The sequence below is a fragment of the Anaerolineaceae bacterium oral taxon 439 genome (assembly GCA_001717545.1).
GTDB lineage: Bacteria > Chloroflexota > Anaerolineae > Anaerolineales > Anaerolineaceae > Flexilinea.
On sequence record CP017039.1, the window covers coordinates 2,503,709 to 2,519,312 of the forward strand.

Below are 15,604 nucleotides of genomic sequence, written 5' to 3' on the forward strand. Positions count from 1 at the left end.
GTTTCAGCCGGCGTTCCCAGCGGACAGCCCCGCAGCATGACGGATCGCGCTCGCATACGCCTCGGTAATCTTTCGAATATTCCGGCTCCAGTCCGCCTCGCTCTCAATCCGCAGCCGCGCCGAAGCGCCGATCGGGCGCAGCGTCGTCCGCCGCCGTGACAAAAAGAGCATGCGCTCCGCCATCGCGTCGCTGTCGCCGACCGGAAAAAGAAAACCGCTTTTCCCATCGTCGACCCATTCCAGATTTCCCGGTATATCCGAAACCAGAACCGGCAGCCCGCAGCCCATCGCCTCCAGCAGCGAAACCGACGATCCGTCGGTAATCGACGAGCTCAGGTACAAATCGGCGGCGCGGTAATAATCGACGAGTTCGTCGTACGGTTTCCGTCCAAGCCAATGGATCCGGCGCCGGACGTCCGCCGGAGCGGTCTCCGCCAACGCTTTCAACGCCGCGCGCTCCGACCCGTCCGCGAGAACCATCAACTGAATCGCCGCGTCCTCCGCCCCTGCCTTCAGGAACGCGCGGATCGTCGTATCGACGCGATAATTCGGTTCGAGCGATCGCAGGCTCAGCATCAGAAAATCCTCCGGCGGCGCGATCCCGCCGCGGACCGCGCTCGGTCCCGGCGAGAACCGTTTCGGATCGATTCCCCAGGGAAAGATCGTCGCCCGATCCTCCGGATAGCCCAGTGCCACCGCGCTTTCCAACTCCGTATAGCAGTCGCCCAAGAACCAGTCTGCGTTTTCCAACGCAAAAACCGCGCGCTCGCGCTGCCTCGGGTCGACGTAAATATCATGATTCAGGTCAAAACCCCAGGACATCGCGACATGCGGCCGCAGTTCCGCCAGCGCCGCAATATACGAAACGTCCGGAAGCGGACCGCTATGCAGAACGTCAGGCCGAAGCTCCGCCGCAACCGCTTTCAGGTCTGCCGCGACGCGCGGGTAATCGGCGGGTGATACGATCGACGTCCCCCAGCGCCAGTCCACAGCGCGAATCCCGCCGGGAAGCCCGCGCCCGTCCAGTCCGCGTTTCTCGTCGCATAACCGTAAAAAATAACCTTCGTGCCCCAGCGCGGCGATCGCGCTAAGAAAACGCACGTCGTGCGGCGTGTAATCGCGGGTAAAATATAAAACCTTCATGCGCCCGGTTCCGTCGGCGCCGCACACGGTCCGCCGGTTAAATCCGAATAGCGGATTTCCTTCCCAAACGGAAGATCCGTTTTCAGCTTCAGCCCGATCAACGCTTCGATTTCATTCGGTTTAACCGCGCCGGGAATCGCGGGGCGCAGCACATCCAGCATCTCGCGCGTAATCGTCTCGCCCGCGCTCAGGTCCCGCGCAGCGCGGACGCAGCGGCGCTGGATCACCCGCGTTTCCGATTCGTTCGGGTTGACCCGCTTGATTTCCGAACCTAACGCCCGTTCCAGCCGCCGCGTATTAACGACCATCTCCTCCCACGTCCGCGGGTTCATCGCGAACTTATGATCCGGGCCTTCGCGGGTATTATCGTCTGTAAAATGCTTCTCAATTACGCGCGCGCCGAGCGCGACCGCGCCGAGTACGGTCGCGTGTCCCGGCGTATGATCCGAGAGCCCGAGGATCAGGTCCGGCCAGCGCCGCGCATAATCCTTCAGCACGTTCAGATGAATATGATCAAAATTTTCGAGCGACGCCGTGTAATTCGTGTTGCACTGCATCAGAACCAGCCGCGGATTAATCGCGGTAATCGTTTCAACCGCGCGGGTAACGTCTTCGAGCGTTGACGCGCCGGTCGCGAGGAGGACCGGCTTTCCCTTCTTCGCGACCCGTTCAAGCGCTTCGAGCCAGTCGATATCGCCGGAGCCGATTTTATAAATCGGAATATAGCGGTCGAGATAATCGATCGACTCGAAATCGTACGCCGCCGAACAGTACAGAATCCCAACCTTGTCACATTCCTCCTGCAGCTCGCTCGACCAGGCGTCCGGGACGGAAACGTCCCGATACGTTTCGAAAACCGACTTGCGCCAGCTTGCCTGGTGCGACTGCTGACCGCCCATATTCCGGAAGCCATAGTCTGAAACGATCTTTTCGGCTTTAAAATTCTGGAACTTGGCGGCGTCCGCTCCTGCCTCCTTCGCCAGCCGGACAAGGGCTTTCGCCCGATTTAAATCACCGTCATGATTCGCGGCGATATCGGCAATAAAATAAACCGGACTCGCCGCCCCAACGGTCCGTTCTCCAAATTTCAATTCCATCGGTACTCCCAGAGTTTCATCGGAAATCCAGCCTTAAAATCGTCGCGGAACCCGGCGACGCCGGCGATCGGGTCCGGAACGTTCCCATCTAAAAATTTCGTCAGCCGATCGATATTCATCGCCAGGTTCGGCGACCGCACCGCGGCCAGACCGCTGTCGCGCCAGCTCGTCGGGCGGACGTTCTCCGGATTGAAGCCGAAGGCCTTCGCGATCTCGACCCCGAAATCATATTTACTCAGCGTTTTCGCCCCGAAGACATGAAAAACGCCGCGCTCGGACGATTCCAGGAGACGAACTAAAATCCGAGACAAATCGCGAACGTAGAGCGGGCTGAAAAAGACGTCCGTAAAACCGGAAACGACGCGCCCGGCCTTCAGGTTCGTATAAAAAAACTCGCTCAGGCTCCGACGGCCGCTTATCGACCAGCCGAAAAAGTTAACCCGCGCAACGATCGCGTCCGGATTCGCGCTGAGAACGTTCCGTTCGCCGAGCGCTTTACTTTCCGCGTATGAATTGATCGGACGGACCGGATCCGTTTCAGAATACCCGTTCGGGCCTGAAGCCTGACCGTCGAAAACCGCGTCGGTCGAAATATGTACGATCGGGATCGACCGTTTTCCCGCCGCCTCCGCGAAAAATCCGGGAACCATCCCATTTATCCAGCGCGCATCCTCAGGATTCTGTTCACAGGAATCAATATTTGCCATCGCCGCGCAATTCAGAATTGCGTCGGGTCGGATCTCGTCTACCAGCGCCGCCGCCGTGCCCGGAACAAAAAAATCCCTTTGAACAATAGCAAAGGGCAGCTCCTGCAGCAAGTTCCGGTTAACAACCCCGACAATTTCGTACGCTTCGCAGCTATGCAGCGCAAAATTCAATCCCAGGAGACCGGACGCGCCGGTCACCAATATTTTTTTCTTCGGTCCGCTCAATCGCCGCCTCCTGATATCTCCGCCTCAACCTGGGCGACCATTTTACGAATCCCGGGGATATCCAGCCAGGCTTGATTGTTGTCGCTTGAATACCGGTACCCGTCGGGACAGGGTTTCCCGACTTTTTCCCATTCGCGCCCGAACCAGGTCACGCCGGAAGGCTGAACGACGAACATGTCGTCCATTTCGATCGTATTCCGCGCTTCGTCGTCGGAAATCAGGACTTCATGCAGCTTTTCGCCCGGGCGAATACCCGTGTAGACAATTTCAGCATCCGGCGAGATCGCCATCGCCAGATCCTTAACCGCCATGCTCGGGATCTTCGGAACGAATACCTCCCCGCCGCGCATTTGCTCGATGCAGCGGATAACGAAACGAACGCCATCCTCAAGCGAAATCCAGAACCGCGTCATGCGCTCGTCGGTCACGGTCAGCTTGCCGTTGCCCCGCTGCCTCAGGAAGATCGGAACGACCGAACCGCGGCTCCCGACGACGTTCCCATAGCGGACGCAGCTCAGGCGCGTTTCCCGTCCGCCGGAATAGGCGTTGCTCTGAACAACCAATTTCTCGGCGGCGGCCTTCGTCGCGCCGTAAAGGTTGACCGGGTTGACCGCCTTATCGGTACTCAGCGCGAAAACCTTTTTGACGCTGGCGTCGAGCGCGGCGTCGATGACGTTCTGCGTCCCGAGAATATTCGTCTTAACGGCCTCGAACGGATTATATTCGCAGGCCGGAACCTGTTTCAGCGCGGCGGCATGAACGACGATATCGACGCCCTGGAACGCCCGGCGAAGCCGCTCCAAATCACGGATATCGCCGATAAAATAGCGCAGGCTCTCATGATTCTTCCCGGAAATCTGCATCTCATACTGCTTCAGCTCGTCGCGGCTCAGGACAATGATCTTCGCCGGATGATACTCGCGAAGCATGATATCGATAAATTTCTTCCCGAAAGAACCGGTTCCTCCTGTCACTAAGACGACTTTATTGTTCCATTCCATGAATCGACCTCCGTCGGGGCGCGTCTTTCCGCCGGTTCCCCGTAATTCGTGTTTTTAAGATACCTGAGCGGTCAAAACGCGCCGATCCGCTCAATTTTTTCAGATATTATAATCGGAATACCCCGCCCGCGTCAGGGTTTTTCGAGGAGGATCAGCGGATACTGGCCCGCTTCGCCGTATACCTCCGGCGCTTCGTTTTCAATCCGGAATAACCGACGCAGCGCCGCCTTCCCGTAAGGCGCATGAATCAGCGCCCGAAGCCAGCGAACCGAAACCGACCGCCAGCAACGGATCGAAATTTTCGCGTCCGGCGCGACTTTCGGCAATTCGCTCCGGATCCAGCCGGCGTCCAGCTTCCGAACGAAGGTACCGGTCGCTTCCGCGGCGGGCTTCGCGGGGCACGGCGCTTTCGCGCCCGGATCGTTTTTCTTCCCTACCGGAGCCGCCCTTCCGCGAAGCCTGGCGATCCAGCCGCCGGCCCGTTCCGCCGCGCGGACGAACGGAAGCCACCGTTTCATCATCTCCGACTCCGTCCAGCCGTTGACGACGGCGGCAATCCCGCCGGGCTTCAGAACGCGATAAATCTCGCCCCAGGCCTTACGCTGATCGGGAAGCTCCAGATGATGCAGCGTATGCAGCGAGACGACCCCGTCAACCGTCTCCGGCGCAAACGGCAGATTCGCCGCGTCGCCGACGACAAAAAGCCCGTGATCGCCGATTCGCTTCCGCGCTTCGAGAAGCGCCGTCAGCGATATATCGCAGCAGAGCCGATATCTAAACTTTTCGGAATACGTCAGGTACTCGGGATACTGGATCGGACCGCAGCCCAAATCCATCAGGATCCTCCCGCCGACCTTGAAATACGGCGTAATTCGCAAATGACAGGCATGGATATAGTCCGCCGAGACTGGGCGCAGGTCCTCATAACGCGCGTTCTGATAAAAGCCGTCAGATTCGAGTCGCCAGCCGATCCGATCGTAAAAAGCGCGGACGTTTTCTTTCGATTCCATCGCGTTACGCCGCTTTCCCGGATTCGAGCGTTAAAATCTTTGCCCAATCCATCGGCTCGCCGAGCAGGTAATTAAACGATGCGCCGTATTCCGCCTGCCCCTCGTCGCTCAGGACGGACGCGAACGGGCGTTTATCGTAATCGTCCCACATGCGGACGAGATGCCACGGGAAGGGGCGCGGATATTCGAAGAAGAACGAATAAGCGTAAGCCCAGGCTAAATAGACCTGTTCGCTGGTAAGGGCGGACTTCTCCGGATCGTCGAGGATCGAGCTGACCATTTTATAATACGTGACCCAGCTGGTTGGATCGTAAGTAAATCCGCGGTTCCGGTAATGCGTCTGACCGGCGACGACGACCGGGACCCCGCTCATCGCCATTTCCAGACCCATCGTCGTCGTATAAACCAGCCCGACGGTCGCGATATCGACAAGATCGTAGGAATTGGTTTTATCGGTCGGCGTGATCAGGTGAATATGCGACGGGAGATTCGGGCTCAGCGCTTCAACGACGTCGACCATCGACGTTCCATGGGTAAACTGCTCGCCCGGATGAACGCGGATAACGAGCTGCGCGTCGGTTCGTTCGAGGAAATACTGAATCGTCCGTTCGATCCATTCCGCCATATTGCGAGAAAACGTCTGCCGCCCCAGCGTCAGCGAATCTCCCAGAACGTTCGTCGCCAGAAAGACGACCGGACGATCGTCCAACCCCAGCGCCTCCCGGATTTTCTCCTGCCCGACGCGATCGGACCCCTGCCAACGACGCGAAAAATTTTCCCAGAGATCGGCTTTCTGCCGCGCGTTGAACATCGATCGCACCTTCTCCAAATCGCCGTCGGTCGCGAGCGCGTCCTTCCGAACGGCCCATAAATCGTCCGTCTCCTGGCGCATGACTTCGCGATTCTGCGCGATCCAGATCCGTTTGCGCTGTTCCCCGAATTCATACGTGGTAACCGGGATCCCGAGCCATTTCGCAACGCGGTACGCAACGCCCATTTCCTGAATCGTCCCGTTCGGAACGATGACCTGGTCCGGGTGGTTTGCCTGAATCCAGTTGTACAGCAGTTTCGCGAACGTTTCGTTCCGCTCGCGGCGCATTTTATAGAGCGCGTTGTCCTTGTCGAAATCCTCGACCTGAAGGGTATACTGCGTATCGTAGGTCGCGACTTCGTCGGCGATCGCGCTGATCTCTTCCGGGAAGGCCTTATAACTCGGGAACGACGGCATGAACGAATGCAGCTTCATGTACTTCTGCGTCGAATCGAGTACGCTCCTGGTATACAGGTCCTGCTTCCGGACGTCGAACTTATTGACGGGATTCTGCCAGTCCGCGTATGGAAGATAGCCGAACGTAACGTCATGGCCCGTCGCCGCAAAATACAGCGCCAGCGTCGCCGCCTCCTCGATCCAGTAGTGAAGCGAGGTAAAAACGAGGATTTTTTTCGGATTCTCCGTCGTCCGCCGGCCGGCTTCAATCTCGGGAAGCATCTTCGGCAGCCGGGCTTTCAGGTTCTTCAATGAGTACCGGGTTCCCGGCTCGTTATTTTTCTTAAACTGAAAATAAAATTCGGCCGTAAGCGGAATTTCGCCCAGGAACCGCGTGATAAGCTGTTTATATCCTATTGACATGATTCAACCTCTATTTCCCAGTCCAGTTTCGGCCGGATCAGTCCGGTCCGCGACTCGGCCCATTGGCTTCCCGGCGCGCCGGTCCCATCAACGTTGAACGTCAGCGCCTGTTCGTCATGAAAATAGCGCTTGATCCGAAACGAGCTGGCGTTTACTCCGACGACGAAACGTCCGTCGTTCAGCAGGTCCGCCGGAACCGTACAGCGGCTCCGGTACGTCCCCGCCCCCCGCGTCCCGAAAGTTTCGAATTTCTCCGGATCGTCCGAATCGAACGAGGTAAATACGAATTCGCCGCGCGTCGAAATCAGGTAGAACCCAACGCGCAGCCCGGTAATCGCCCCGTCCAGCCGGTAGGTAAATTCGATCTGGAACGGTTCCGTCGAGCGGACCGTATCGGAAACGATTCCCTGCGGGTTCAGGATTTTCAGAGAGGCGGGAACGAACGGCGCGGCGTCGGACGGGACCTCGTCCGCGCGCCAGCTCCGCTCCCCGCCCTGCGAAAATCCATGCGACAGGTAATAATCGACTGCTTCCGGCGTCGGCGACTGCATCACCAGCCTGCCCTTCTCGAGAACGACCGTCTCCGACGTCAGCCGCAGGATCGCCGACATGTTATGCGAAACGAAAAGGACGGTCCGGCCCGCGTTCGCCACGTCGGTCATCTTCCCTAAACATTTGCGCTGAAACTCGGCGTCGCCAACCGCCAGGACTTCGTCGACAACGAGAACCTCGGGTTCGAGATGCGCCGCGACCGCGAACGCCAGCCGCAGGTACATGCCGCTGGAATAACGCTTGACCGGCGTATCGATAAACCGTTCGACTTCGGAAAACGCGATAATCTCGTCGAGCTTCGACGAGATCTCCTGATTTTTCATTCCCAAAATCGCGCCGTTGAGGAAGATATTTTCGCGCCCGGTCAGCTCCGGATGGAACCCGGTCCCGACTTCAAGAAGCGAGCCGACGCGGCCATGAATTTTCGCGCTTCCGACGGTCGGATCGGTAACGCGGGAAAGAATCTTGAGGAGCGTCGATTTTCCCGCGCCGTTTCGCCCGATAATCCCGAGCGCTTGGCCTTCCTTCACCTTAAAAGAAATATCGTCGAGCGCCCAGAAGGTTTCCGCCTGATTTTCGCCTGACTGCGGATTGCGGAAGCGTTTGAGCCTGTCGGCGAGCGTTTCCCGGAACGTCCGGTACATCGTCGGCATCGAACCGATTTTATACCGCTTCCCGATATGACTGACCTCGACGGAATATCGATCGCTCATGGGCTCCTCCGTTCAGATGACGTCCGCGAAATCGCGTTCCATCCGGCGGAAATAAACCAGGCCGGTTATCAGGATCACCAACGAAATCAGCGACGAAAACAGCAGGCTCTGCCAGGGGAGCTGCGTATACGTGCCCAGCAAAGCGCGACGGAACCCGTTGACGACGCCGACCATGGGGTTCAGGTTATAAACCATCCGCCATCTCGGCGCGCGGATCAGCTCCGAGCCGTACGCAATCGGCGTCAGGTACATCCACAGCTGCGAAATAAACGGGATAATATACCCGATATCCCGATATAAAACGTCGAGCGCCGAAAACCATAAACTGACTCCAAACGAGGTCACAACCGTCAGCAGGAGGTAAAACGGGATCAGCAAAACATACCCGTTCGGCGTATACCCATAATAAATCATCACCCCGATCAGGATCGGCAGCGCGACGAAAAAATCGACGACGCTCGACAGTACGCTCGACATCGGCAGCACGACGCGCGGAAAATAAATCTTGGTAATCATGTTGCGGTTGCTGACGAGCGATTTGCTGCCGTTCCGAAACGCGTTCTCGAAGAGCTGCCACGGGAGAAGGCCGGCCAGCGAAAAAAGCGGGTACGGGATCCCGTCCGAGGGGACCGACGCGAGGTTCCCGAAGAAAATCGAGAACACGACCATCGTCATCACCGGCTGGATCACGGCCCAGGCGACGCCTAAAAGCGTCTGCTTATAGCGGACCTTCAGGTCGCGCCAGCTCAGAAAAAAAATCAGTTCGCGAAAACGGCCGAGCTCCCTTAAATCAATCAACCGCCAGCTGCTCGCTGGCTGAATCGTGATTTCCGGAATGATATCACCGCGCCTCGTCTCCAAAATCAATCAGCCTTTCGCCAGAATCATGTCGCGGTTCTCGACGTAATAGCGGATCGTTTCCCTGAGCCCGGTTTTGAAATCGGTTGTCGCGCGGAAGCCGAACGCTTTTTCGGCGCGGCTGACGTCAAGCGCGCGGCGCGGCTGACCGTTGGGCCTGGCGGCGTCGTAAGTTAACGCGCCGCCGTACCCGACTTCGCGCGCGATCAGCGCGGCCAGATCGCGGATCGAAATTTCCATTCCCGATCCGATATTAACCGGATCGGCGCCATCGTAACGCTCCGTCGCTAAGACGATTCCTTCCGCCGCGTCGTCGGCGTAAATAAATTCGCGCGTCGGCGTTCCGTCGCCCCAGATTTCAACCGAAGGCGCCGAAGCTAACTTCGCTTCGTAGAACTTTTGAATCAGCGCCGGAATAACATGCGACGATTTTGGGCTGAAATTATCGCGCGGGCCGTACAGGTTCACCGGGAGAAGGTAAATTGCGTTGAATCCGTACTGTTCCCGGTAGGCTTGCGCCTGAACCAGGAGCATCTTTTTCGCGAGGCCGTACGGCGCGTTCGTTTCCTCCGGATAGCCGTTCCAGAGATCGTCTTCTTTGAACGGGATCGGCGTAAATTTCGGATATGCGCAAATCGTTCCGATAGCGACGAACTTTTCGACGCCGCTCCGGTACGCCTCGTGCATCAGCTGAACGCCCATCATCAGGTTTTCATAGAAAAATTCAGCGCCGTGAAGCTGGTTCGCACCGATCCCGCCGACGTTGGCGGCGAGATGCAGAATGATTTCCGGGCGAGCGTCCCGGATTAAGCGCTTCACGCCATCCGGATCGACTAAATCATAATCGCGATGCGCCGGGATGAAGAGTTCGTCTACGCCGCGCGCCCTGAGCCGGTCCACGACGAACGAACCTAAAAAACCAGCTCCGCCGGTAACGCAGATCCGTTTCCCGATCAGCGGTGAGTGATCCCTGGATACATTCGTCATTTACGTTTTCTCCTAAAAACCTGGCATAAAAAAGCCAGAAATATAAAACGGTCCGATTGATTCGCGCTGCCGCAGGATCAAATCGTGGGACCGGCCGGGAGGTCGGACTTCCAGTTCATAAACGAAGCGTTTTTTCCCAATCCCGCCGGTAAAAAAGCCACCCGGAATAAAAAACGCTTTTCCAAGAACCCGATTGTACTATTATAATCGATTATGGAACAGGGTCAAGATTCGCCTTATACCAATAGAACGGCGCGGGGGGAGGCCATGCTCCTTCCTGCTTTTTGTCAGACTGATTGCAACTTCTTCTTTGTCAGAGTAAATGCAACCCTACTCGCCACAAACTGTTGTATTTACTTTCTCAACTGACACGCGAAAAATATCTGTAATAAAATGAGGCGGCGCGCGTTGAGGCGGACTAAAATACCCTATAATTAATTTTATGAGGAATGAAGTTTTTGTTTGTTTGAATAGCTGTATGTGTATCCTGCGAGAGATTCCCGTTTCGTCCAGCTTTGGTTAACGGTTCGACCGAAGCGACGGCGGACGAACGGAATTTCTCGCGTGTGCAGTTTAACGGCAGGGTGGTCCCGTTCGTTTTTCATTTAATACGATTGAATCAAAACGCCGCGCTGCGTGGCGTCATTCCTCTGCCGCCCCGTCCGGATCCTTTTGTCAAATTTAGGAGAATATCGTCATGAAAAGCAAAGTTTCCTTCCTTTTTATCCTCTTGATCCTCGCCGTTTTCGCCGTTTCCGCCTCCGCCGGCGCGGAAAGCGAAGGCGGTACGCTGACGATCGGCTTAAGCGTCGAACCGTTCACGATCGACCCCGCCGGCGGGGTTTATATTTCCGAAGCGCTCCTGATCCAGCAGATTTACGATCCGCTTATTTTCTCCGATCCGGAAGGCGAGCTCTATCCGGGTCTGGCGACCGAATGGTCGGCGAACGACGACGGGACCGAATACAGCCTCAAGCTCCGCGACGACGTCAGATTTCACGACGGAACGCCGTTCACCGCCGAAGCGGTTAAAGCCGCGCTGGACCGCGCGAAAGACGGGCTGACGCCGATCGCGGCGTCTCCGGCGCTCCTGACGACGTACGCTGGAACGGAAATTGTCGATGACACGACCGTTATCGTCCGGTTCAGCGAAACTAACGCGACTTTTTTACAGGATCTTTCGCGCGCATGGCTGATGATTCCCGCGCCAACGGCAGGAGAGAACGAATATATTGGGACCGGTCCGTTCGTTTTCGAATCCTGGGCGCAGCAGGACAGCGTCACGCTCAGAAAAAACACGGCATATAACGTTGCGCCTGAATTCATGACGCATAGCGGACCGGCATATCTCGACGAAATTATTTTCCGCTTCCTCCCGGAGCAGGCGACCCGCGCAATCGCGCTCCAGACCGGCGAAGCCCAGATCGTTCAGGATCCCTCGCCGGTCGACGCCTTGGCGATGATCGACGATCCAGATTATCAGGTCTTTACGTTTGCCGCTCCCGGCGTCCCTGCGCACCAGATGATCAACACGGAGAAATTCCCGACCGACGACCTGAACGTTCGAAAAGCGATGAATTACGCGGTCGATCAGGACGCGATCATGGAAGCCGGAACGATGGGGCTGACGCCCGCGGCGCATGGCATTATCACGCCAACGACCTGGGGGTATAACGCCGACGCGGACAATCTTTACCCGTTCGATCTTGAAAAAGCGAAATCGATTTTAGAAGAAGCCGGGTGGATCGACGAAAACGGCGACGGCGTCCGTGAAAAGGACGGGCGGAAGCTGACGATCGATTACCCCGCGCTCCCCGCTTACGAGGAACAGTTCATGGAGCTCCTCGCCTACGCGCTTCAGGACGCCGGTTTTGAAGTGAACCTGATGACGATGGACGACGCCGGTATTTCCGCCGCGGGCGGAGCCGGAGAGCATAATATCCTGAATATGGGCTGGCTCAGCCGCGATCCCTCTGTCCTGGCTTACATGTTCCTGTCGTCGAATATCGAAGGCGGTTCGGCGTACAGCCGCTTCCGAAGCGACCGCCTGGACGAAATCCTGACGCTCGCGCCGAAGACCGTCGACGCCGACGAACGAAAAGCGCTGTACGAAGAGGCGCAGTCGATTATCATGGAAAACGCGCTCGTTATCCCGATCCATGCGTACAGCAGCCTGTACATCGCGGATACAGCGGTCGAAAACTTTACGTTCGACGCGGAAGGATACCCGATCTTCTATAACGTTTCGCTCGCCGCTGAATAGGCCTCGGAACGATTCAGGAAAAACGGAGAAAATAACGTATTAAACGATGTGGAATTACTTAGGGCGACGGCTCCTGACCTCTCTCTCGATCCTGATCGGCGTGTCGGTTCTGACATTCCTGATGATCCACGTGATGCCGGGAGATCCTGTTAAAGTGATGACAGGGCGGCTTACGACGTCGCCCGAAAGAATTGAACAGCTGCGCGAGGAATTGGGATTCAACGCTCCGATTCCCGTTCAATACCTGAAATACGTCGAGCGCTTCCTGCGCGGCGATATGGGGACGAGTATCCGCAATAACCGCCCCGTCTTCGGCCAGATCAGGGAACAGCTCCCGAGCACGGTCAAACTGGCCCTGCTGACGATTACGATCTCGACGATCCTCGGCATCTTTGTCGGGCTTATTTCCGCCGCGACGAAATATTCGGTTCTCGATCGCGTCCTGTCGTTCGTCAGCCTGACCGTGATTTCGATTCCGACGTACTTCCTGGCGCTGCTGCTGATCCTCCTGTTCTCAGTTCGACTGAAATGGGTCCCCGCCGTCGCCCGGGCCGACGATCCGCGCGGGATTATCCTGCCCTCGATTTCGCTGGCGCTGGGGGAAGCGTTCTGGCTCGGACGAATCGTCCGGAACTCGGTTATCGAGGAAGCGAATAAAGCTTACCCAAACCTGGCGAAATCGAAAGGCGTCAGTCGCGTTGGAATCCTGGTACGGCATATCCTGCCGAACGTCCTGATCCCGATCGCGACCGCAATCAGTATCCAGCTCGTTTATATTCTCGCGGGGTCGGTCGTTATCGAATCGATCTTCGCCCGGCAGGGAATCGGAAGCCTCGCGGTCCTGGGGATCAAGAATCAGGATTTCCCGCTTATCCAGGGGACGGTAACGATCATGGCGGCGATTTATGTCGTCGTTAATACCATAACCGATCTTTTCTACGCGGTTGTCGATCCGCGCGTGAGGCTTGGATGAACGAGATTAATAAGCTTTACCGTGATAAACCGATGCCGCAGCAGAAATGCGTCAACCGGTTGCTTTGTAATTTCAATTTTGTTGCTGGCGCCTTGCTGCTGCTGGCGACGATTTTCTGCGCCGTGTTCGCCCCGCTGATCGCTACGCACGACGTCAACCAGGCGAACGCGCGCGAATCGTTCGTCGCGCCGAACGCGGATCACTGGATGGGGACCGATAAGCTGGGGCGGGATATCTGGTCACGGTTCGTCTTCGGCGGACGCGTTTCGCTCGTTATCGGGCTTACGGCGATGATTATCGGGATGTTCATCGGGACGACGCTGGGAATCCTCGCCGGTTTTTATGGCGGTTGGATCGATTCGGTGATCAGCTGGATGACAGAGGTCCTGATGGCTTTCCCGGGGATCCTGTTGGCGCTGACGATCATGGCGGTTCTCGGCTCCGGCGTTGTGAACGTTATTCTCGCCGTCGGGATCGGAACAATCCCGCAGTTCATGCGCATGGCAAGAAGCGCGGTCTTCAAGACGCGGGAGATGGATTTCGTCGACGCGGCGCGGACGATCGGCTGCAGCGACAGGCGGATCCTGTTTCGCCATATCCTCCCCAACATCCTGCAATCGGTGATCGTCCTGGCGACGCTCGGAATCGGCGGCGCGATTCTCGAAGGCTCGTCGCTGAGTTACCTTGGTCTCGGCGCACAGCCGCTTACGCCAGAATGGGGCGCGATGATCAACAATGGGCGAACGTTTCTTCAGAACGCCTGGTGGGTCAGCGTTTTTCCAGGGATGGGGATCCTGACCGCGATTCTCAGTATCAATATGCTGGGCGAAGGACTGAGCCAGGTTTTCGACCCGGTCAACCGATAAGAAGCGCTATGGGACGAAATAAACTGATTTTGAACGGGCGGCTGAAGCGGTTCGACCCGATGGTCCGCGCGGGCTGCGAAACGGTCCACGCGGCGATCCTGATCGAAAACGGACGGATTCGCGCGATCGGCGATCCGAACTCGCTGTCGGGAGAGACGGTTTCCGGACTGGAAACGATCGACGCGAAAGGCGCGGTCATTGTTCCCGGATTCGTCGACGCGCACACGCATTTTACCGAAATGGGGATGCAAAAATTTCAGCTCGACCTGAGCGGTCTTAAAACGAAACAGGAAATCCTGAACGCGGTTTCGCTCGAAAACGGTCGAACCGGAAGCGGGAAACCGCTTCTCGCGTTCAACTATGAATACGACCTGATCGATCCATCGGAACGAATCGGCGGGGACGATCTGGATCGGATTGCGGCGAACCGCCCGATCCAGATCACCGATCGGACGGGGCATATGTCAGTTACGACAAAGGCAACGCTCCAGGCGGCGGGGATCCGGATTAAAAACGCCGATTGTCTGAACTGCGAATTAGACTGCGATCTCGAACCGCGGCCGTTCAACGGCGAAATCTGCGGCACGGCAAACGGGCGGCTGTTTACGTTCATGAAAAGCGGCTTCCGCCGGCGGGCGAACCTGGAGATGGCTTGGAAAGAGGCGGCGGAAATCGCGGCTGCAAACGGCGTAACGACGATTCATGCGATGATTCCTGAAGACGAGATGGAAAGCCTCGTCGATTTCAGCGCGCAGCTTCCAATTCATTTAAATATTTTCACCGAAACGCATAACGTCCAGAAGGTTAAACAGGCCGGTCTCCGGCAGATTGGCGGATGCGGGAAGGTTCTCCTGGACGGCGATACCGGCCCGCACACCGCCGCCATGCTCGAACCGTACAGCGATCGGCCAAACGGGAGCGGTTTTTTATATTTCAGCGATGAGGAACTGGAAGCGTTCATGAGCGAAGCGCACGCGGAAGGGCTGCAAATCGGGCTCCACTGCGTCGGAGACGCCGCCAGCCAGCAATTCCTGCGCATCATTGGGAAGGTTATCGCTCGAAATCCGGAGAAACGTCTCCGCCACCGTATCGAGCATTTTTCATTCGGCACACCCGATCAGGTTCAGCAGGCCAGGCGGTTGGGCGTCGGCGTTTCGGCGCAGCCTGGATTTAATCATTTCTGGAACCATGAGACGTATATCGAGATTCTCGGCGAAGCGCGCGCGGGGCGCGTCGATCCGATCGCGTCGGTCATGAACGAAAACGTCGCGATCGCGTTCGGTTCCGACTGCACGGTGACGCCCTGTAATCCGCTGCTGGGGATCCATGCCGCGGTGAATCACAGCCTGGAAAAGGAGCGCGTCAGCGCGGATCGCGCGCTCATCGCGCATACGTTCGGCGGCGCGTATCTGGGGCAGGACGAGACCGATCGCGGAACGATCGCTGTCGGGAAGGTCGCCGATCTCGTTTTTCTGGAGGCCGATCCTGCGGAGGTACCCGCGAGCGAAATTAAAGAGATCCCGGTACTGCGGACCCTCTGCGGCGGAGAGACGGCGTTCCTGCGGAAGTAAGCGTGGTT

The 15,604-nt window shown here is 57.3% G+C and carries 13 protein-coding genes; 4 read left to right on the plus strand and 9 right to left on the minus strand.

The genetic code is table 11. From position 1 onward, the window contains the following. Positions 1–3 precede the first annotated feature (3 nt). The 9 genes from BEQ56_11135 to BEQ56_11175 form a co-directional block, all read right to left on the minus strand. Positions 4–1,170: a hypothetical protein gene (locus tag BEQ56_11135; GenBank protein AOH43981.1), complete on the minus strand. Its 1,167-nt coding sequence runs from the start codon at positions 1,168–1,170 to the stop codon at positions 4–6. After that, positions 1,140–2,240, minus strand: a complete 1,101-nt coding sequence (locus BEQ56_11140) for an N-acetylneuraminate synthase (GenBank protein AOH43982.1) — start codon at positions 2,238–2,240, stop codon at positions 1,140–1,142. The genes BEQ56_11135 and BEQ56_11140 overlap by 31 nt, the downstream gene beginning before the upstream one ends. Continuing rightward, positions 2,231–3,172 carry a hypothetical protein gene (locus BEQ56_11145; protein AOH43983.1) on the minus strand — a complete coding sequence of 314 codons (942 nt, stop codon included), beginning with the start codon at positions 3,170–3,172 and terminating at the stop codon, positions 2,231–2,233. Before BEQ56_11145 ends, BEQ56_11140 begins: the two co-directional genes overlap by 10 nt. Further along, positions 3,169–4,173 (minus strand): UDP-N-acetylglucosamine 4,6-dehydratase (inverting), encoded by a 1,005-nt coding sequence (locus BEQ56_11150; protein ID AOH43984.1) that lies wholly within the window; start codon positions 4,171–4,173, stop codon positions 3,169–3,171. The genes BEQ56_11145 and BEQ56_11150 overlap by 4 nt, the downstream gene beginning before the upstream one ends. 131 nt (positions 4,174–4,304) lie before the next feature. Further along, positions 4,305–5,183 carry a hypothetical protein gene (locus tag BEQ56_11155; protein AOH43985.1) on the minus strand — a complete coding sequence of 293 codons (879 nt, stop codon included), beginning with the start codon at positions 5,181–5,183 and terminating at the stop codon, positions 4,305–4,307. Between the two features lie 4 nt (positions 5,184–5,187). Next, the gene (locus BEQ56_11160; GenBank protein ID AOH43986.1) at positions 5,188–6,813 is read right to left on the minus strand and encodes a hypothetical protein; all 1,626 of its coding nucleotides are present in this window, start codon (positions 6,811–6,813) and stop codon (positions 5,188–5,190) included. Further along, entirely contained in the window at positions 6,804–8,078 is a 1,275-nt protein-coding gene (locus BEQ56_11165; protein AOH43987.1) for a hypothetical protein, read from the minus strand. The genes BEQ56_11160 and BEQ56_11165 overlap by 10 nt, the downstream gene beginning before the upstream one ends. Before the next feature lie 12 nt (positions 8,079–8,090). Next, the gene (locus BEQ56_11170) at positions 8,091–8,939 is read right to left on the minus strand and encodes a phosphate ABC transporter permease (GenBank protein ID AOH44520.1); all 849 of its coding nucleotides are present in this window, start codon (positions 8,937–8,939) and stop codon (positions 8,091–8,093) included. A 6-nt stretch (positions 8,940–8,945) separates the two neighbouring features. After that, positions 8,946–9,923: a GDP-fucose synthetase gene (locus BEQ56_11175; protein ID AOH43988.1), complete on the minus strand. Its 978-nt coding sequence runs from the start codon at positions 9,921–9,923 to the stop codon at positions 8,946–8,948. Positions 9,924–10,620: 697 nt separating this feature from the next. Here BEQ56_11175 and BEQ56_11180 point away from each other — a divergent pair. The 4 genes from BEQ56_11180 to BEQ56_11195 are packed head-to-tail and all read left to right on the plus strand — an operon-like array spanning position 10,621 to position 15,596. Continuing rightward, complete coding sequence (locus BEQ56_11180; GenBank protein ID AOH43989.1) at positions 10,621–12,186, plus strand: hypothetical protein; 1,566 nt, start codon at positions 10,621–10,623, stop codon at positions 12,184–12,186. Positions 12,187–12,232: 46 nt separating this feature from the next. Then, positions 12,233–13,159 carry a hypothetical protein gene (locus BEQ56_11185; protein AOH43990.1) on the plus strand — a complete coding sequence of 309 codons (927 nt, stop codon included), beginning with the start codon at positions 12,233–12,235 and terminating at the stop codon, positions 13,157–13,159. 32 nt (positions 13,160–13,191) lie between these two features. Further along, positions 13,192–14,025: a hypothetical protein gene (locus BEQ56_11190; GenBank protein AOH44521.1), complete on the plus strand. Its 834-nt coding sequence runs from the start codon at positions 13,192–13,194 to the stop codon at positions 14,023–14,025. Positions 14,026–14,033: 8 nt separating this feature from the next. Continuing rightward, positions 14,034–15,596: a hypothetical protein gene (locus BEQ56_11195; GenBank protein ID AOH43991.1), complete on the plus strand. Its 1,563-nt coding sequence runs from the start codon at positions 14,034–14,036 to the stop codon at positions 15,594–15,596. The last annotated feature ends 8 nt before the right edge of the window (positions 15,597–15,604 follow it).

Coding starts and splice junctions, on each gene's coding strand:
- BEQ56_11140 (AOH43982.1), bottom strand. CDS start 2,240: ATGGAATTGAAATTTGGAGAACGGACCGTTGGGGCGGCGAGTCCGGTT.
- BEQ56_11150 (AOH43984.1), bottom strand. CDS start 4,173: ATGGAATGGAACAATAAAGTCGTCTTAGTGACAGGAGGAACCGGTTCT.
- BEQ56_11155 (AOH43985.1), bottom strand. CDS start 5,183: ATGGAATCGAAAGAAAACGTCCGCGCTTTTTACGATCGGATCGGCTGG.
- BEQ56_11160 (AOH43986.1), bottom strand. CDS start 6,813: ATGTCAATAGGATATAAACAGCTTATCACGCGGTTCCTGGGCGAAATT.
- BEQ56_11165 (AOH43987.1), bottom strand. CDS start 8,078: ATGAGCGATCGATATTCCGTCGAGGTCAGTCATATCGGGAAGCGGTAT.
- BEQ56_11175 (AOH43988.1), bottom strand. CDS start 9,923: ATGACGAATGTATCCAGGGATCACTCACCGCTGATCGGGAAACGGATC.
- BEQ56_11180 (AOH43989.1), top strand. CDS start 10,621: ATGAAAAGCAAAGTTTCCTTCCTTTTTATCCTCTTGATCCTCGCCGTT.
- BEQ56_11185 (AOH43990.1), top strand. CDS start 12,233: ATGTGGAATTACTTAGGGCGACGGCTCCTGACCTCTCTCTCGATCCTG.
- BEQ56_11190 (AOH44521.1), top strand. CDS start 13,192: ATGCCGCAGCAGAAATGCGTCAACCGGTTGCTTTGTAATTTCAATTTT.
- BEQ56_11195 (AOH43991.1), top strand. CDS start 14,034: ATGGGACGAAATAAACTGATTTTGAACGGGCGGCTGAAGCGGTTCGAC.